Annotated in this window: 15 protein-coding genes and 1 pseudogene; 6 read left to right on the top strand and 10 right to left on the bottom strand. The window is 71.0% G+C overall.

All coding sequences use genetic code 11. The features are described 5' to 3' along the window. Positions 1 to 27: 27 nt before the first annotated feature. From ACWDYJ_RS06375 to ACWDYJ_RS06340, 8 genes are all read right to left on the bottom strand, one after another. A complete protein-coding gene (locus ACWDYJ_RS06375) occupies positions 28 to 876 on the bottom strand; it encodes a DUF6807 domain-containing protein (RefSeq protein WP_451564317.1) in 849 nt (282 codons plus the stop codon). Next, a complete protein-coding gene (locus ACWDYJ_RS06370) occupies positions 873 to 2105 on the bottom strand; it encodes a Gfo/Idh/MocA family protein (protein ID WP_451564316.1) in 1233 nt (410 codons plus the stop codon). The genes ACWDYJ_RS06375 and ACWDYJ_RS06370 overlap by 4 nt, the downstream gene beginning before the upstream one ends. Next, the gene (locus ACWDYJ_RS06365; protein WP_451564315.1) at positions 2102 to 2929 is read right to left on the bottom strand and encodes a carbohydrate ABC transporter permease; all 828 of its coding nucleotides are present in this window, start codon (positions 2927 to 2929) and stop codon (positions 2102 to 2104) included. The genes ACWDYJ_RS06370 and ACWDYJ_RS06365 overlap by 4 nt, the downstream gene beginning before the upstream one ends. Further along, entirely contained in the window at positions 2926 to 3861 is a 936-nt protein-coding gene (locus ACWDYJ_RS06360; RefSeq protein WP_451564314.1) for a carbohydrate ABC transporter permease, read from the bottom strand. Before ACWDYJ_RS06360 ends, ACWDYJ_RS06365 begins: the two co-directional genes overlap by 4 nt. A 60-nt stretch (positions 3862 to 3921) precedes the next feature. After that, the gene (araD, locus tag ACWDYJ_RS06355; protein ID WP_451564313.1) at positions 3922 to 5652 is read right to left on the bottom strand and encodes an L-arabinonate dehydratase; all 1731 of its coding nucleotides are present in this window, start codon (positions 5650 to 5652) and stop codon (positions 3922 to 3924) included. Continuing rightward, complete coding sequence (locus ACWDYJ_RS06350; RefSeq protein WP_451564312.1) at positions 5640 to 6551, bottom strand: dihydrodipicolinate synthase family protein; 912 nt, start codon at positions 6549 to 6551, stop codon at positions 5640 to 5642. Before ACWDYJ_RS06350 ends, araD begins: the two co-directional genes overlap by 13 nt. After that, positions 6548 to 7204: a GntR family transcriptional regulator gene (locus ACWDYJ_RS06345; RefSeq protein ID WP_451564311.1), complete on the bottom strand. Its 657-nt coding sequence runs from the start codon at positions 7202 to 7204 to the stop codon at positions 6548 to 6550. The genes ACWDYJ_RS06350 and ACWDYJ_RS06345 overlap by 4 nt, the downstream gene beginning before the upstream one ends. Before the next feature lie 140 nt (positions 7205 to 7344). Then, entirely contained in the window at positions 7345 to 8520 is a 1176-nt protein-coding gene (locus tag ACWDYJ_RS06340; RefSeq protein ID WP_451564310.1) for a hypothetical protein, read from the bottom strand. Positions 8521 to 8662: 142 nt separating this feature from the next. Between ACWDYJ_RS06340 and ACWDYJ_RS06335 the strand changes: the two genes are divergently transcribed. The 5 genes and pseudogenes from ACWDYJ_RS06335 to ACWDYJ_RS06315 all read left to right on the top strand — a co-directional run bounded on the left by ACWDYJ_RS06335 (position 8663) and on the right by ACWDYJ_RS06315 (position 12791). After that, positions 8663 to 9472 (top strand): NAD-dependent epimerase/dehydratase family protein, encoded by an 810-nt coding sequence (locus ACWDYJ_RS06335; protein ID WP_451564309.1) that lies wholly within the window; start codon positions 8663 to 8665, stop codon positions 9470 to 9472. Positions 9473 to 9571: 99 nt separating this feature from the next. Then, positions 9572 to 10570: pseudogene (locus ACWDYJ_RS06330) on the top strand (pectate lyase family protein); the annotation flags it as partial. A 39-nt stretch (positions 10571 to 10609) separates the two neighbouring features. Continuing rightward, positions 10610 to 11332, top strand: coding sequence for a pectate lyase (locus tag ACWDYJ_RS06325; protein ID WP_451564356.1), 723 nt, complete (start codon positions 10610 to 10612; stop codon positions 11330 to 11332). A 148-nt stretch (positions 11333 to 11480) separates the two neighbouring features. Beyond that, entirely contained in the window at positions 11481 to 11636 is a 156-nt protein-coding gene (locus ACWDYJ_RS06320) for a DUF6131 family protein (protein WP_451564308.1), read from the top strand. A gap of 117 nt (positions 11637 to 11753) precedes the next feature. Beyond that, positions 11754 to 12791, top strand: coding sequence for a LacI family DNA-binding transcriptional regulator (locus ACWDYJ_RS06315; protein ID WP_451564307.1), 1038 nt, complete (start codon positions 11754 to 11756; stop codon positions 12789 to 12791). 35 nt (positions 12792 to 12826) lie between these two features. On the opposite strand, the gene ACWDYJ_RS06310 is transcribed toward ACWDYJ_RS06315, so the two are convergent. Next, on the bottom strand, positions 12827 to 15613 hold the full coding sequence (locus tag ACWDYJ_RS06310; protein WP_451564306.1) for a glycosyl hydrolase: 2787 nt from the start codon (positions 15611 to 15613) through the stop codon (positions 12827 to 12829). Positions 15614 to 15769: 156 nt separating this feature from the next. Next, entirely contained in the window at positions 15770 to 16102 is a 333-nt protein-coding gene (locus tag ACWDYJ_RS06305) for an SDR family oxidoreductase (protein ID WP_451564305.1), read from the bottom strand. A 48-nt stretch (positions 16103 to 16150) separates the two neighbouring features. Here ACWDYJ_RS06305 and ACWDYJ_RS06300 point away from each other — a divergent pair, with 48 nt between their 5' ends. Continuing rightward, positions 16151 to 16807 carry an AMP-binding enzyme gene (locus ACWDYJ_RS06300; protein ID WP_451564304.1) on the top strand — a complete coding sequence of 219 codons (657 nt, stop codon included), beginning with the start codon at positions 16151 to 16153 and terminating at the stop codon, positions 16805 to 16807. Positions 16808 to 17227: the final 420 nt, after the last annotated feature.

Here is a 17227-nt window from a genome sequence, read left to right as displayed (position 1 = left end):
TGGGGGAAGGGAGGGGAAGACCCGCGGTCACGGGTTCGACGCCATGCGGACGAGGGAATCCGCGTCCTTCCGGTCGAGGCGGCCGTCCGCGACGACGGTGACGACCCGGCGCAGGATCGTTTCCCCTGCTTCTACGGGCAGCCGTTCAACCGGGGCGAGCGAGGAGCCGACGCCCGGGTACTCGGCCGAGCGCACGAACCACGGGTCGCGGCGGGTCCGCTCGGTGGCGCCGGCGAACACCAGCGTCCAGTCGGCTCCGCCGAGCGCCACCCAGTCGGCGCGAGTGCCGTGCACGGCCGCCTCGCCCTCGGCCCGGCCCGTGAACACCCGGGGCGCCTCGGCCTCCTTGGGTGCCCGCCAGAAGAAGCCGCCGTAGGCCGCGCCGGGGCGTCCGTTGGTGGCGGGGCTGCCCAGGGAGAGCCGGCCCGCCGTGGTGTTGGTGAGGGAGAACGTGAAGTCCAGGGCCCACGCGGTGTGGTCGAGTCCGACGGCCCGGACCGTACGGCGCTCCCGCAGGAGCTCGTGGTCCCCCGCCACCCAGCGCAGTTCCTCCACGAACCGCGCCGGGTCGCCCGACCGGAAACCCGTATGGCGTTGGGCTCCGTGGTTGTCGAGCTCGGTGGGGCCCCGGTCGCGTACGAAGGTCCGCCCGCCCCAGAAGTTGTACCCCTCGACGTCGGGTACGGCGACACCGGCGCCGAGGTGGTGCGGATGGTCCCCGGGGCCGAGTTCCGTGACGGTGGCGCCGCCCAGGGTGGTGACCGGGTGGAGGTAGGGGCGGGGTGAGAGCCGGGCGGGCAGGTGCGGCCGAGTGACGTACCGGGCGACCTGGCGGCCGTCGCGGTGCAGGAGGAAGAGGTCCTGCGCGCCGTTCACGAGGTGCTCGCTCCTTGGTGGACGCCGCTGCCCGCCGTGGCCGGCAGCACCCAGGCAGGGTCCAGCTCGGAGTAGAGGGCGAGCGTGCCGGCCGCCTCGGCCACCAGTGCGTCGATGCCGTGCACCACCCGGCGGGAGGTGCCCTCGCCGGGCTCGGAGTGCCAGGCGTCGGCGGGCAGCACGACGGGGTCCGGTGCCTGCCGGATCGCTTCGACCACCTTCATGAAGGCGCCCGTCGCCTCCGGCGGCACCAGGAGCTCCGCACGGCCGGACAGGTGCTCGACCAGGTTCTCCAGCAGGTCGGTCCGGCGGTACACCGTCTCCTCGGGACCGTGCCCGGCGCGCTGGAGCAGGAGGCAGTCCTGTTTGTACCAGAAGGTGAGGCGGCCGCTGCTGCCGTGCACGAGGACGTACGGCTCGTCGGGCCGCTCGGCGCACAGGGTCGCGGCGACGGTGATGCGGCCGCCGCGCGCTGTGGTGATCCGTACGCACGAGGTGTCGTCGGACTCGATGGCGTTGGCCCGCAGCAGCTCGGTCTCGATGCCGGCGACGTCCTCGGCGTGCGTGGCGCCGCCGAGGGCGAGGGCGGTGGCCACGGCGTGCGCGAGGGGGTTGGTCAGGGCGCCGTCGACGACGTCCGCACCGTGCAGACGACGGCGGCCCGCCCAGGGGGCACGGCGGAAGTAGGCCTCGTCGCGCCCCCACGCGCCTGCCGCGCCGATCCCGGTGACCTCGCCGATGGCGCCGGAGGCGACCAGTTCCCGGATCGCCGGGAGGGCGTGCGAGCCCAGCGACTGGAAGCCGATCTGACAGGCGACGCCCGCCGCGGCGATCCCGTCGGCCATCCGGCGGAACTCCGCGTACGAGGGAGCCGGCGGCTTCTCCAGGAGCAGGTGCACCCCGTGGGCGGCGGCGGTGAGCGCCAGGTCGGCGTGCGTGTGGATGGGGGTGCAGATGACGGCGATCCGGGCGCCGGTCGACGCCAGCAGGCCGGCGAAATCCGCGGACTGCCGCGGTCTGCCGAGTCCTTCGAGTTCCCCGCCCGTCAGGGGGTTGAGTTCGCAGATCCCGGCGAGCCGTACCAGGCCCTTGCCCTGAAGGCGCCGGATGTTCCTCAGGTGCCATCGGCCGTGGCCGCGCGCCCCGGCCAGGACGACGGGCAGCGGTGCGCCGGCGTTGAGTGGTGCTGCCGGATTCCTTGCTGTCACGGGATCCTCCTCGTCGCTCATCCCTTCACCGCCCCTGCGCTGAAGCCTGTGATCAGCCACTTCTGGATGAAGGCGAAGACGATGACGACCGGGACGGCGGCGATGATGCCGCCCGCCGCGAGGGCGCCCAGGTCGACGCTGTCCGCGCTCATCAGGGTGCTGAGGCCGACCGGGATCGTCTGCTTCTCCTGGTCGCTGAGGAACATCAGCGCGAACAGGAAGTGGTTCCAGGCATGCACGAACGCGAAGGAGCCGACGGCGATCAGGCCGGGCCGCAGGAGCGGCAGGACCACGACCAGGAAGGCCCGGAAGCGGTTGCAGCCGTCGACCCAGGCGGCCTCCTCCAGGGAGTACGGCACGTTCCTGATGAACCCACTGATCAGGATCATCGACAGCGGCAGCTGGAAGACCGTTTCGGCGATGACGACGCTGCCCAGCGAGTTGATCAGCTGGAGGTTGGCGAAGATCTGGAACAGCGGCACCAGCAGCAGCGCGCCGGGCACGAACTGGGAACAGAGCAGCGCCAGCATGAAGGCGCGCTTGATCTTGAAGTCGAATCGGGCGAGCGCGTAGCCGCCCGCCAGGGCGATGACGGTGGTCAGCACCAGCGTGGCGATGCCGATGAGGACGCTGTTCTCGAAGTACGTCGCGAAGCTGCGCTCGGTCCACACCTTCTCGAAGTGCTCGAAGGTCATGGGCCACGGCACCAGCGACGTCGAGCCGGCCGGTCGCAGCGCGAAGAGCAGGATCCAGTAGAACGGGACGAGCGTGAAGACGAGGTAGACGCCCAGCGGGAGGTAGATCTGCCAGAGCGGAGCCTCGTCCCAGGCGCGGCGCGTGCTCACTTGTCACCACCTCCGAACTTGCTCAGGCGCAGGTAGAGAACGGAGCAGAAGAGCAGGATCACGAACGCCACCGTGGTCAGGGCGGATGCGTAGCCGAAGTCGTGTGCGTCGACGCTGGTGTGGGCGACGTAGAGGGGGAGCGTGGTCGTCACCCCGGCGGGTCCGCCGCCGGTGAGTGTGTAGAGCAGGTCGACGTTGTTGAACTCCCACACCATGCGCAGGAGTGTGGACAGGACGATCGCGTCCTTCAGGTGCGGAAGGGTGATGTGCAGGAACTGGCGGAAGCGGCCGGCGCCGTCGACCTCGGCGGCCTCGTACAGGTCTTTCGAGACGGACTGGAGGTCGGCGAGGATGAGGATCGCGAAGAAGGGCACACCGCGCCACAGGTCGGCGACGATCGCGGCCGAGAAGACCGTGGAGGTGTCCGACAGCCAGGAGGTCCCGTACTCCCCGATGCCCATGTCGGCGAGGTAACGGGTGATGCCCGTCTGGGAGTTGTAGAGGAGCACCCAGATCACGGACGTGAGGACGCCGGAGACGGCCCAGGGGGAGAACACCAGGGCGCGGCCCAGGGCGCGGCCGGCGAACGTCTGGTTGATGATCAGGGCGAGGGCGAGCCCGAACAGCAGCTGGAGGCCGACCTCGACGAGGACCCATTGGAGGCTGAAGGTCAACGTGCCCCAGAACTGCGGGTCTTCGGTGAAGGCGCGGACGAAGTGGTCCAGGCCCGCGAAGCCGTTGCGCCACGGCTTGGTGGGGTTGTAGTGCTGGAGGCTGTAGTAGAAGACGCTGATGACCGGGTAGGCGATGAATCCCAGCATCAGCAGGCCCGCCGGCGCGATCAGCAGATAGGGGAGCCTACGGGGGGTCGATGAGCCGCGGCGCCGCCGGGGTGGCGCGGGCTGTTTCGCCACGGCTGCGGCTTGGGCCATGACTGTTCTCCGTTCTTGCGTGTGCGGTGAGCTCTTCGCGCGTGTCGTCCGGTACGGGTCTCAGCCCGCGTACGGGTCCGGCACCTTGCCGGCCCTGGCCAGGAAGGCGAAGTCGCAGCCGGTGTCGGCCTGGGTGATCTGCTCGTTGTAGAGCGCCCCGTAGCCGCGCTCGTACCGCTCCGCGGGCGGGGTCCACTCGGCCCTGCGCCGTGCCAGCTCCTCGTCGGGCACGTCGAGCCGCAGGGTGCGTGCCTCGACGTCCAGCGTGATCGGATCGCCGTCGCGGACGAGGGCGAGCGGTCCGCCGATGTACGCCTCGGGCGCGATGTGGAGCACGCAGGTGCCGTACGAGGTGCCGCTCATCCGGGCGTCGGAGATCCGCACCATGTCCCGGACGCCCTGCTTGAGCAGGTGTTCGGGGATGGGGAGCATGCCGTATTCGGGCATCCCGGGACCGCCTTTGGGGCCCGCGCCCCGCAGCACGAGGACGTGATCGGCGGTGATGCCGAGCGACGGATCGTCGATGGTCTTCTGCATCGTGCGGTAGTCGTCGAAGACGACGGCCGGACCGGTGTGCTTGAGCAGGTGCGGCTCGGCGGCGATGTGCTTGATGACGGCGCCGTCTGGGCAGAGGTTGCCGCGCAGGACGGCCACCCCTCCCCCGTCCGCGACGGGCCGGTCGCGAGGGCGGATCACGTCGTCGTTGTGGACGAGCGCGCCGTCGAGCTGCTCGCGCAGCGTGTCGTGGGCGACGGTGGGCCGGTCCAGGTGGAGCAGGTCGGTGATCCGGGAGAGGAATCCGGGAAGGCCCCCGGCGAAGTGGAAGTCCTCCATCAGGTAGGGGCCGCCACCCGGGCGGACGTTCGCGAGTACGGGTACCGTCCGCGCGATCCGGTCGAAGTCGTCGAGCGTGAGGTCCACTGCGGCGCGCCCGGCCATGGCGATCAGATGGATCACCGCGTTCGTGGATCCGCCGAGGCCGAGGACGGTGGTGACCGCGTCCTCGAAGGCCTCCCGGGTGAGGATGTCGCACAGTTTGAGGTCCCGGTGGACCAGTTCCACGATTCCGAAGCCGGCCGCGGCCGCCATCCGGTCGTGCCCGGAGTCCACGGCGGGGATCGAGGAGGCGCCCGGCATGGTCACGCCCAGCGCCTCGGCGGCGGCCGTCAGCGTGGAGGCCGTGCCCATGGTCATGCAGTGGCCGGGCGAGCGCGCCAGTGCGCTCTCCAGCTCGGACAGCTCGCAGTCGCCGATGAGACCGGCGCGCTTGTCGTCCCAGTACTTCCACATGTCGGTCCCGGAACCGAGGGTCTCGCCCCGCCAGTGGCCGGGCAGCATGGGACCGGCCGGCACGAAGACGGCGGGGAGGTTCGCGGAGGCGGCGCCCATCAGCAGGGCGGGCGTCGACTTGTCGCAGCCGCCCATCAGCACGGCGCCGTCCACGGGGTAGGACCGCAGCAGTTCCTCGGTCTCCATGGCGAGGAGGTTGCGGTAGAGCATCGGGGTCGGCTTCTGGAAGGTCTCGGAGAGCGTGGACACCGGGAATTCGAGCGGGAAGCCCCCGGCCTGCCACACTCCCCGCTTCACGGCCTGCGCGCGCTCGCGCAGGTGGGCGTGGCAGGGGTTGATGTCGGACCAGGTGTTGAGGATCGCGATGACGGGCTTGCCGAGGTGTTCCCCCGGCAGATAGCCGAGCTGGCGGGTGCGGGCGCGGTGGCTGAAGGAGCGGAGCCCGTCGCCGCCGAACCACTGGTGGCTGCGCAGCTCCTCCGGGCGCTTCACATGGACCATCCGGCGGCGATGGCGGCGACCTCGGCGCGCTCGGACTCGGGCAGCGGCCGGCTCGGGGGGCGCACGTCGCGGCGGCACAGTCCGAGCGCGGCGAGGGCCTCCTTGACGACGGTGACGTTGTTCGCCGATCCGTTGGCCGCGCGCAGCTCCTCGAAGCGGCGGATCTGCTCCCACACCTTCATGGCCGCCGGATAGTCGCCGGAGCGGAGCGACTCGATCATGTTCAGCGACACGGAGGGGGCGACGTTGACCAGGCCCGAGGTGAAGCCCGTGGCACCGGCGGAGAAGTACGAGGGCGCGTACGGCTCGGCGAGCCCCGCGACCCATACGAAGCGGCCCTGGCCGGCGTCGCGTGCGAAGGCGGCGAAGCGCGCCGCGTCCGGCACCGCGTACTTCACCCCGATGACATTGGGGCAGGCCTCGCCGAGTTCGGCCAGGCGGGCGCCGCGCAGCAGCGGGTTGCGTATGTAGGGGACGACGCCCAGCTCGGGGACGGACTCGGCGATCGCCCGGTGGTAGTCGACCCAGCCGGCCTCGGACACGTACGGGTGGACGGGCTGATGGACCATCACCATCTGTGCCCCGGCCGCGCGGGCGTGGCGCGCGGTGGCGACGGCGGTGGGTACGTCGTGGCCGACGCCGACCAGGACGACGGCCCGGCCGCCGGCCTCCTCCATGGTCAGCTCCGTGACCAGACGGCGCTCATCGGGGCTCAGGGCGTAGAACTCGCCGGTGTTGCCGTTGGGTGTGAGGGTGCGGATGCCCCCGTCGAGCAGCCGCCGCAGCAGGACCCGGTGGGCGCCCTGGTCGATGGCGCCGTCCTCGGTGAAGGGGGTCACCGAGATCGCCACCACCTGGGCGAGGGCTGCCCGTTGGGTCTCGAAGCTCGTCGGGGTCATGCCCGCTCTTCCTCTCCGGAGGCGTCCGGGAAGGCCCGTTGCACGAACGAGGCGATGTGTGAGTGGAGGGCGAGGGCCGCGCCGTCGGCGTCGGCGTCGAGGGCGAGCCGCAGGATCTCCCGGTGTTCCTCGGCCTCGCGCTGCCAGGAGGGATCGGCGGCCCAGGCAACGGTGGACACCAGCGCGGCCTGGTCCCGGACCTCGTCGAGCATCCGGCCGAGCAGCGGACTGCCGCACGGCACGTACAGGGCGCGGTGGAACTCCCGGTTGGCGAGGGAGCGTTCCGCCGTGTCGGTGGCCAGGTCGGCGCGCTCCAGCGCCTGGCGTGCGGCGTCGAGGGAGGCCCCCCGCCGCACGCTGCGCCGGAGCGCCTCGGGCTCCAGGAGGAGGCGTACGTCGTACACCTCGCGCGCCATGTCGGCGTCCACCATCCGCACGCTGACGCCTTTGTACTGGTTCATCACGACGAGCCCGGTGCCGGCCAGGGTCTTGAGCGCCTCGCGCACCGGAGTCTTCGACACCCCGAACTGGGCGGCGAGTTCGGTCTCGACCAGGGCCTGGCCCGGGATCAGCTGCCCGGTGAGGATACGGCGTTTGATCGCATCCAGGACGTACTGCGTGCGGGAGGGGATCGGTGTGGGCACAGAGGTCATGCGCGCCTCTCGGATCTCACAGGGGGATCTCATGTACGGGATCTCGTGTATCGCGTCTCATATATGACGTACGAAGCGCGATGTGATGAAGCTAGGAGCGCGCACGTGTTTCGTCAATGCTTCAAGCAGGAGAACTTTCCTCAGTGGGCGGCGAGTTGGGCCAAGGCGTGGCCCACCGCCTCCAGGTCCGCGTCCGACGCCAGCCCCGCGTGGTACAGCCGCAGCTCGGTCGCGCCGAGCCCGGCCGCTCGCACCGCATCCGCGGCGAGGGTCCGCGCGGAGCCGCCCATGCCGCCGACGATCGTGAGGTTGGCGGCGACGACGCCCTGGTCGCGGCGCTGCTCGGCGAACGGGGCGAGCAGGCCGAAGTCCCCCGCGCAGGGCACGACCACACCGTCCGCGACGGACATGACGTGCCCCGGGTCGACGCCGGCATTGGCGCCGCAGTGGTACGACGCGGGGTCCGCGTGCAGCAGCACCTGGAAGCCGTCCGGGGCAGCCGCGCGCACCGCGGCAACGGCCTCTTCCTGGAGGGTGCGCGCGGTGTGCTCGCGCCACGCCCGCGTGGCCGAAGCGAGCTCGCCGCCGAGCAGTTCGCACACGGCCTGCCAGCCTCCGTTGGGCTCTTCGCCCCGCCAGACGGGCTCCAACGCGTGGCGCACGGCGGCGCGCAACGCGTCGGCGTCCAGCCCCTGACGCCGGTACCCGTCGCGGCAGGAGGCGCAGAAGCACAGCGACATCAGGTAGTGCGCCGCCTCCCCGAGCCGCACGCCGGCCGTCTTGTCGTGGGCGTGCGGGTGGGCCAACCCGTACCATCCGAGCGACTCCAGCTCCGTGCCCCCCGCCCCCGGGCGTACGCCGGCCTCCGCGGCCAGGTCGACCAGGTAGGCCCGGGTGGCGGGCTGCGCGATGCACGGCGCCCAGGGGTAGCGGTCCCCGTAGGCGTTGACCACGGAGGTTTCGGGATGTTCGGCGCCCATCCGGGAGTTGTGGGCGAGCACGACCCAGGTGTGGACCGCGACCCCGGCGCCGCGCAGCGCCCCGGCAGCCTCTGCGAACGCGTCGCCCGGCGCCCAGTCCCCGGCCGCGTGGGGCCGCAGGGTGCGGCCCTTCCAGAGGGTGTCCGACGGGGGGTAGAGCGCGGCGGCGTGCGTGGCCGTGACGACGCGGTGGTGCGGGTGGCGCGGGGTCAGGGCGCGCGTGGAGTGGTACGCGGAGGCAAGGGTGGCCTGCGTCACGCCGAGTGCGGCGATGTCCGCGGCGGCGCCGGGGTCGCCGTTGATGTCCCAGGGGTATACGAACACGGAGGTCTTCACGTTCTCCCTCTCCTACTTGACGAGATCCGGCAGCGCTCCTTAGCGTGCCCACGGATGTGAATATCGTTCACATACCCGAACGTACGCATGCTGCCGGAATCCCGTCGGCGGCGCCTGCGCACGCGCATCGAGGAGACGCCGCATGCCCGTACCCCGCACCGTCCTGCTCACCGGAGCCGCGGGAGGCCTCGGCACCCTGATGCGGGAGCTGTTGCCCGCGTACGGCTACGAACTGCGCCTGCTCGACCTGGCGCCGATCGCGGGTGCGCCCGACGCCGTCATCGCGGACCTCGCGGACCAGGAGGCGCTGCGCGAGGCCGTGCGGGGTGTCGACGCGATCATCCACCTTGCGGGCATCTCCCTGGAAGCCCCCTTCGGGAAGATCCTCGCGGCGAACATCGAGGGGACCTACAACGTCTACGAGGCCGCCCGCGAAGAGGGCGTGCGGCGCGTCGTGTTCGCCTCGTCCAACCACGCGGTCGGCTTCACCCCCCGGCCCCGGGCCGGCGACGAGCTGGTCCAGGTCCACACCCCGCACCGCCCGGACACGCTGTACGGCCTGTCCAAATCGTTCGGCGAGGATCTGGCGCAGCTGTACTGGGACAAGTACGGCCTGGAGACGGTCTCCGTGCGCATCGGCTCCTGCTTCGCCGAGCCCACCAGCGTGCGGATGCTGTCGATGTGGCTGAGCCCCGCCGACGCGGCCCGCCTCTTCCACGCGTCGCTCACCGCCGACGACGTCCGGCACACCGTGGTCTACGGCTCTTCCGCGAACACCCGCCTGTGGTGGGACCTCTCCACGGCCCGTGCGCTCGGCTACGACCCCCAGGACGACTCGGAGCGCTACGCCGGGCAACTCGTCACGGAACAGGGCGAACTCGACCCGCTGAACCCCGACCATGCCTATCTGGGCGGCCACTTCGTCACCCACCCGCCGGTCTGGCCGCACTGACGAGGCGTGCTCGGGGCGTTGACGCCGGAGTGGTGCGTTCCTAGGCTGTTCACGTATGTGACCCACATCCGCATCCATGAACGAGGAAAGGGCATCCGCATGTCCGTACGCCTCCATATCTCCCCGCGCCGCTTATCGGCGCTGGTCGCGGCGACCGCCGCGGCCCTCACACTGGGCGTCGTCCCGCAGTCCGCCGGCGCTGCCGGAACCGGTGAGACCGCTGAGACGGCCGAAGCGGCCGAGACCGCCCCCGTCGGCTTCGGCGCCGGCACCACGGGCGGCGGCAGCGCCACGCCGGTCACCGTCACCACCCTCGCCGCCTTCAAGACCGCGGTCAGCGGCGACAGCGCCAAGGTCGTCCGGGTCAGCGGCCTGATCACGCTCTCCGGACAGGTCGACATCGGCTCCAACACCACGGTCCTCGGGGTCGGTTCGTCGTCCGGATTCACCGGTGGCGGCCTGCGGATCAAGGAGGAGAGCAATGTCGTCGTCCGCAACCTGAACATCAGCAAGCCCGTCGCGCCCGCCGACGGCATCACCGTCCAGAAGTCCACGAAGGTGTGGATCGACCACAATTCCTTCTCCGCCGACCGCAACCAGTCCGACAAGGACTACTACGACGGCCTGCTCGACATCACGCACGCCTCCGAAGGCGTCACGGTGTCCTGGAACACCTTCCGCGACCACTTCAAGGGGTCGCTGGTCGGACACAGCGACAACAACGCCTCGGAGGACACCGGGCACTTGAAGGTGACGTACCACCACAACCACTTCAGCAACGTGTTCTCGCGCATCCCCAGTCTCCGCTTCGGGACCGGCCACTTCTACAACAACTACGTCGAGGGCGCGGACACCGCCGTGCACTCGCGCATGGGCGCCCAGGTCCTCGTCGAGAACAACGTCTTCCGTACGACGAAGCTGGCCGTGACCACCAGCCGCAGCAGCGACATCGACGGCTACGCCAACCTGCGCGGGAACGACCTCGGCGGCGCCGCGACCGAGATCTCCCGGACGGGTTCGTTCACCGCACTCCCGTACGGCTACACCGCTGAGCCCGCCTCCTCGGTCATCGCCTCGGTGACCTCGCAGGCCGGTGCACGCCTCGCCACCAGCGCAACCGGCACCACCGGCACCGCCGTGTCCCCCGCGAGCGCCGCGAGCGCCGCCGCGGCCGCCTGGCCGACCCCCACCGACAGTCAGCCCGTCTCCGCGACGATCGAGGTCTCGGGCACGCGCGACGGGGGCATGAAGCGCTTCTACGGCAGCGGCGCCCTCGGCGACGGCGGCCAGGAGGAGAACCAGAAGCCGCTCTTCAAGCTCCAGGACGGCGCGGTCCTCAAGAACGTCGTCCTGGGCACCCAGGCTGCGGACGGCATCCACTGCATGGGCAGCTGCACGCTGCAGAACGTGTGGTGGGAGGACGTCGGCGAGGACGCCGCCACCTTCAAGGGCACCTCCTCGTCCGCCGTCTACACCGTGTACGGCGGCGGTGCGAGGAAGGCGGCCGACAAGGTCTTCCAGTTCAACGGCGCGGGCAAGCTCGTCGTCACCAAGTTCCAGGTCGCCGACTCCGGCAAGCTGGTCCGCTCGTGCGGCAACTGCTCCACCCAGTACCAGCGCACGATCATCGTCAACGACGTGGACATCACCGCGCCCGGCAAGCTGATCGTCGGCATCAACAGCAACTACGGCGACACGGCCGCGCTGCGGAACGTACGCATCCACGGTGACAGCAGCCGGCTGATCAGGCCCTGTGTCCGCTATCAGGGCAACAACACCGGCGCCGAGCCGAAGGAACTCGGCAGCGGCCCCGATGCGACCCACTGCCGCTACACCACGGCCGACATCACCTACGGCTGACCGCCCGCGGCCGTGGCCTGCCGGACCCGCGGGTTCCGGTCGGCCACGGCCGCGGCACATCTGTGAGCTTCCACGAGCCAACCCGTCAGCATGGATCTACCCTGGGAATTCGAGGCAGTAGGTACTCCGCCAGATCGGAGAGAGCGTCATGATCGTCCTCGGACTCATCCTGCTGTTGGTCGGCTACCTGGCCGGCATCTCCATCCTGTGGACGATCGGGATCATCCTGATCGTGATCGGGGCCGTCCTGTGGATCCTGGGATCCGTCGGACACGCGGTAGGCGGGCGAAAGCACTACTGGTAACCCACTACTGATAGGCGCCAGCGCCCCTCGGGAGCGCTCTCACACTTCTCCGGCCGGTGGATATCCTGCTGTCCCGCAGCATCGTGTCTTCACCGGAGTCGACGAGGAGCACCCGCCTTGCCCGAGCAGACCGCTGGTTCCCGCCCCACCCTGGAGGCGGTGGCGGCCCGCGCCGGTGTCTCGCGGGCCACCGCCTCCCGGGTCGTCAACGGTGGTGCGGGCGTCCGCGCGCCACTGGTCGAGAAGGTGCGCCGGGCGGTGGAGGAGCTCGGTTACGTACCGAACCACGCGGCACGCACCCTGGTCACCCGGCGCAACGGCGCGGTGGCCGTGATCATCGCCGAGCCCGAGTTCCGGATCTTCTCCGACCCCTTCTTCGACCAGCAGGTCCGCGGCATCAGCCGCGAGCTGACGGCCCACGACACGCAGCTCGTGCTGCTGTGGGCGGAGGGACCGGCCGACCACGACCGGATCGCGCGCTACCTCGGCGGCGGGCACGTGGACGGCGCGCTGGCGTTCTCCCTGCACAGCGACGACCGGCTCCCCTCCCTCATCGGCCGCGCCAGGATCCCCGCCGTGTTCGGCGGCCGTCCCGCCCCGGGGTCCGGCCTCGCGGTGCCCTACGTCGACTGCGACAACCGCGGTGGTGCGCGGGAGGCCGTCCGTCACCTGGTCTCGCTGGGGCGCGGGAACATCGCCCACATCTCCGGTCCCCGCGACCAGACCTCCGCGATGGACCGGCTGGACGGGTATCACGACGTACTGGTCGACGCCGACCCGGGCCTGTTGTGCCAGGGCGACTTCACCGCCGAGAGCGGTGCGCGGGCGATGGCCGAGCTGCTGGACCGGCGCCCGGACGTCGACGGGGTCTTCGCGTCCAACGACCTGATGGCCTCGGGCGCGTTGCGCGTCCTGCGCGAGCGGGGGCTGCGGGTGCCGCGGGACGTGGCGCTGGTCGGCTTCGACGACATGGCCTCCGTCGTCGAGACCACGGACCCGGCCCTGACCACCGTGCGGCAGGACGTCGAGGGCATGGGCCGGCTCATGGTCCGGCTGCTGATGCGGATCCTGAACGAGGACCGGCCGGGCAGCGGCGGCGCGCCACCCGCCTCGATCATCACCCCCACCACATTGGTGCGGCGGGCGTCGGCCTGAGTTCCGACGCCCGACCGCACCCGTGGGGGTGTCTGTCAGCCGAAGGGGATGACCAGCACGGACCGGTCGGTACCGGTCTGGAGCTTGGACGTTCCGTTGCCGATGGCGCTCCACACCTCCAGGCGGACGGTGCCGCCGTTGAGGTTGCCGAGCGTTCCGCTCGCCGCCTTGAGCCCGCGTGACTGGCCGTACTCCTCCCATCCCGCCACCGGGTCGGTGGCGAAGTAGTGGTAGGTCTCCGTCCGCTCGTAGGTTCCGTCACCCGTGAGGTCGTAGCTGACGCGGGCCTGCTGGCCGAGCCCGACCGACGTGCCCGCGTCCAGCTGGAGGCGGAAGACGGTCGAGGCGCCGGGTGTGAGGGTGCCGTTCACGTCGCGTGCCTCGTAGACGAGCGGCTGGTACGGGGCGCCGTCGTGGTTTGCGCCGCCGGCGGAGGCGACGGTGTCGCTACCCGCCGGGGCGCCGGTCGAGGTGGTGAGCAGACCGCCGCTGCGGAGCTGGAAGGTGTTCCCGGTCGGCGGATCGGGGTCGGGGTCCGGACCGGGGCCGGGGTCCGATCCGGTTCCGGTGCCGGTCGCCGTGGAGCGCGCCGGTACGGACAGGGTCTTGCCGTCGGAGAAGGTCACCGTGCGGGTCGTCGGGCCATAGTTGTGTGCCGCGTACGTCCGGGTGGTGCCCTTGGTGAAGACGGCGGAGCTCGGGATGTCTCCCGTCACCGTCGCGTCCGGGGCGCCGAGTGCGTCGAGGGTGCTGATCCAGTGGTACGTGTGCGCCTTGGACTCGCCCTGTTCGGGGGTGTAGCCGGCGTGGCCGGCGTCCCACTTCGCCTTGGCCGCGGCCGGGTCGGCGAGCGACTGGAACTCCCAGAGGATGTCGCGCCACTCGACGGCCGGGCCGCCGTTCTCGCGTTCGAGCTCGGCCAGGTTGCGGCGGATGGCGGCCTTCTCGCCGCCCAGGTGGAGCGAACCGCCGGTCACGGGAAGGACGTTGATGCCGTGGATCTCCTCGGGGTTGGCGGTCCACCAGGTGGCGTACGCCGCGCCGCTGCCCCACACCATGCCGGCCGTGTCGTGGCCGAAGGAGGACGGGAAGACCTGCTCGTCGGCGTCGAACCAGTACTGGGCGATCGACTCCGCCTCGGTGGTCAGCAGGAACGTGCCGAGGTCGCGCAGCGAGGCGTCGCCGGTCGCCGAGCCCCACAGCACGAGGGCCGCACTGAGGTTGGTGGACTCCGAGGAGGACTCCTGGTTGTTGCCGGCGGCGAATCCCTGGTGCCCCGACGCCCAGCTGTGTCCGGCGTACACGTCGAAGCCGCGCAGGAACGGATAGGCGCTGTCGGTGCGGCTGGCGTTGGCCGTGTCGCGCACCAGCGTCTTGACCATGCCGCCCCACGCGGAGTCGGCGGCCCACGCCTGGTCGTACTGGGCGACGATCGCCGCCGCGTAGACGTAGTAGCTGTAGTGGAAGTGGTGGTCGTTGAGCTCGGTGTCGCTGCCGTAGGAGGCCGGGTAGCCGGTGAGGGTCTTCCAGTCCTTGTCGTAGCTGAACTCGTTGGCGCCGCCGGCCGTGAACCAGTCCTGGAGGCGGCCCTTCAGCAGGCCGAGCAGCTTGTCGCGGGTGGCGCTCTCACCGATCTGGTCGGCGACGGGCACCAGCTGGGCGAGTTTGCCGAGCGCCTTACCGGTCCAGTAGGTGTCGGTGGCCCCGGCGAACGGGTCGGACGAGTTCGCCGCCTCGTTCAGGTAGCCGCGCAGCCGGGCGGTGTCCACCCCGTTGGACTTCGGCAGTCCGGGCAGTACCGCGGAGGCCTTCTGGGCGGTGCTGAAGGACGCCGACTCGCGGACCTTCATCGTTCCGCGCGGCGAGACGTAGGTGTACGGGGTGAGCGGGTCCGTGGTGTGCAGCCACTGGTGGCGGTACAGCGCCTGGAGCGTCCCGCGCTCGGCGCCTTCCTTGGCCTCGGTGGTCAGGGTGTAGGTGGCCTTCACGGTGCCACCCGTGTAGTTCCAGTCCGCCTTCGAGCCGGTGACGAAGCTGTAGGCGTACTTCTTGTACGTCGCGAGCGCGTCCGTGGACGGCAGCAGGGCGAGCGAGAAGTAGTCCTTGGAGCCGAGTCCGGCGCTGATGGTGGAGCCGCTGACGTTCCAGTCGCTGCCGGTCGGCGCGAACAGGGCGTAGTGGTGTCCGGCGACGGTGATGCCGAGGACGTTGCCCTGGTCGGCGAAGACGGCGGGGGCGGCGGCGGTGGTGATCTGGGCGTTGCCGCCGGAGCCCTTGGCGTACACGAAGGGCATGCCGTGGCCGATGGTGGTCCGCAGGGTCCGGGCGCCGTCGGACCAGTAGGGCGTGACGGTCCAGTCGGACCAGTCGTCGGCCTTGGTGTCGGGCGAGTTGAGACCGCTGATGCCGAGGGTGAGGTCGCGCTTGTGGGCGAACTCGTACTGGCGGCCGTCGCCGACGATCGCGGGGGTGGTCGGGTAGCCCACCTCGAGTCCGCCGGAGGTCGCCCGGTAGGTGAGCGGGTGGCCGTACATCGGGGTCGAGTACGGGTTGTCGCCGTAGCGCTGGAAGGCGAGGGAGGACCACCAGTCGTTGGTGGGCACCGGCCGGGCCTTGGCCGCGGCGGTGACCTTGGGGGTGACCGGTGCCCCGGTGTTGGTGGTCGGGCCGGACGTGCCGGCGGGTCGGGTGTCGGAGTAGCTGCCGGAGCCGACGGGAACGGTGGCGGCCGCCGCCGGGGCGGCGGCCGGACCTAGGCCGACAGCTGCCAGGGCTGTGGCCAGGAGCAGCACAGTGGCTGGTCCGGTGCGGGGGGCTGGCATGAACGGCACCTCAAGTCCTCACTGGAAGGGGTGGCCGAGAGCGCTCTCAGATGCCGAGAACGTAAAACTCCTGAAACGCGGGTGTCAATAGACAGCGCACAACCCGGAGTTGGGGTCGTCGCCGAGCCGTTATGCCTTCGACTCTTGAAGAGGACGCTAGAGGACCGGTGCCTGTCCGCCGTCGCAGCGCAGCGCAGTGCCGGTCACGTAGGCGGCGGCGTCGCTGCAGAGGAACGCGGCGCAGTGGGCGAACTCCTCCGGCGAGCCGTAGCGGTGCATCGGAACGCGGGCGGCGGATTCGGCGCGCTCGGCTTCGAGAGTGCGGTCGCGGGGGGCCGCGCGGGCAGCGTCCAGTTGGTCGACGCGCCGGGTGGCGATGCGTCCGGGAAGCAGCATGTTGACCGTGACGCCGTCGGCGGCCACCTCGGTGGCCAGCATCTTCAGGTAGGCGGGGACGGAGACGGACCAGCCGGCGAGCGGCCGCCCCACGCGGAGCACTACCTCAACCGGCCCGAACTGACCGCCGAACGCTTCGTGGTGGACGACGTCACCGGCCGACGCCTGTACCGCAGCGGCGATCTCGGGCGGCTCCGGCTCGACGGCTCGCTCGACCACGCCGGACGGCTGGACGATCAGGTCAAGATCCGCGGCTTCCGCATCGAGCTGGGGGAGATCCGTTCCGTACTCCTCGACGACCCCGGCGTCACGGACGCCGCGGTGATCGTCCGCGGCCAGGAGGCCGGCCCGGCCCACACACGGATCGTCGCCTACGTCGTGCCGGCCGACGGCTCGGGCACCGCGGACGTCCGACGGCGCGTCTCGGGCCTCCTGCCCGACTACATGGTGCCGGCCGAGCTGATCGCGCTGCCCGCCCTGCCGTTGACCATCAACGGCAAGCTGGACCGGGCGGCGCTGCCGGAACGGGTGCCGGCAGCGGCGCACACGAAGGAGGCTCCTGCCTCCGACCGCCCCGCCGCGGCATCCGAGGCTCTGGAGCGGGTCCTGTCCATCTGGCGGGCCGTCGTACAACCGGACGCCCGGGCCGACGACCACTTCTTCGAGAACGGCGGCAACTCCCTGCTCGCGGTGCGGCTACTGGGCGCGGTACGCAAGGCGGGACTGGGCTCGGTGGCATTGCGGGAGCTCTACGCCCACCCCACGCCGTCCGGCCTGGCGGCCTGCCTCTCGCACTGACCCGCCCGGCGGCCCGGCCGCTGTCGTCACTGCCGGCCGGCGGAGTTCGTCGCGGTGGACGTGGCGGCGCCCACGACGGCTGCGCACACCCACGCCTCGCCGCAGGGCCCACGGAACGGGGTGGCAGCCTGGTGACGGGGCCTGATCCCGCCACGCGGCGCTCCGTCGGCACAGTGCTGTCAGTGTCGCCGAGCTGCCCCGGCAGGTGATCGACAGGACGGGCTCCGTGACGGCAGCGTGCTGGAGGACGCCGGGATCGTCCGTCGTGCCGCAGGGACGCCGCACGGCTGCCCGCCCCGTTTTCGACGCGCCGATCAGGAGTGAGGACGTGAATCTGATCCACGTGCTGCTGCGGGCCGCCTCCGCGATGCCCCGCCGTCCGCCGCTGTGCGCGTCGGGGCATCGGAGCCCGGCCGTCCT

This window comes from Streptomyces sp. NPDC003042 (genome assembly GCF_053591315.1).
This window is presented reverse-complemented; position numbering and strand designations above follow the sequence as displayed.

What these genes read in the sequence shown, in the direction of transcription:
- ACWDYJ_RS06370 (WP_451564316.1), bottom strand. Translation starts at nt 2,105, where the DNA reads ATGAGCGACGAGGAGGATCCCGTGACAGCAAGGAATCCGGCAGCACCA.
- ACWDYJ_RS06360 (WP_451564314.1), bottom strand. Translation starts at nt 3,861, where the DNA reads ATGGCCCAAGCCGCAGCCGTGGCGAAACAGCCCGCGCCACCCCGGCGG.
- araD (WP_451564313.1), bottom strand. Translation starts at nt 5,652, where the DNA reads ATGGTCCATGTGAAGCGCCCGGAGGAGCTGCGCAGCCACCAGTGGTTC.
- ACWDYJ_RS06350 (WP_451564312.1), bottom strand. Translation starts at nt 6,551, where the DNA reads ATGACCCCGACGAGCTTCGAGACCCAACGGGCAGCCCTCGCCCAGGTG.
- ACWDYJ_RS06345 (WP_451564311.1), bottom strand. Translation starts at nt 7,204, where the DNA reads ATGACCTCTGTGCCCACACCGATCCCCTCCCGCACGCAGTACGTCCTG.
- ACWDYJ_RS06335 (WP_451564309.1), top strand. Translation starts at nt 8,663, where the DNA reads ATGCCCGTACCCCGCACCGTCCTGCTCACCGGAGCCGCGGGAGGCCTC.
- ACWDYJ_RS06320 (WP_451564308.1), top strand. Translation starts at nt 11,481, where the DNA reads ATGATCGTCCTCGGACTCATCCTGCTGTTGGTCGGCTACCTGGCCGGC.
- ACWDYJ_RS06310 (WP_451564306.1), bottom strand. Translation starts at nt 15,613, where the DNA reads ATGCCAGCCCCCCGCACCGGACCAGCCACTGTGCTGCTCCTGGCCACA.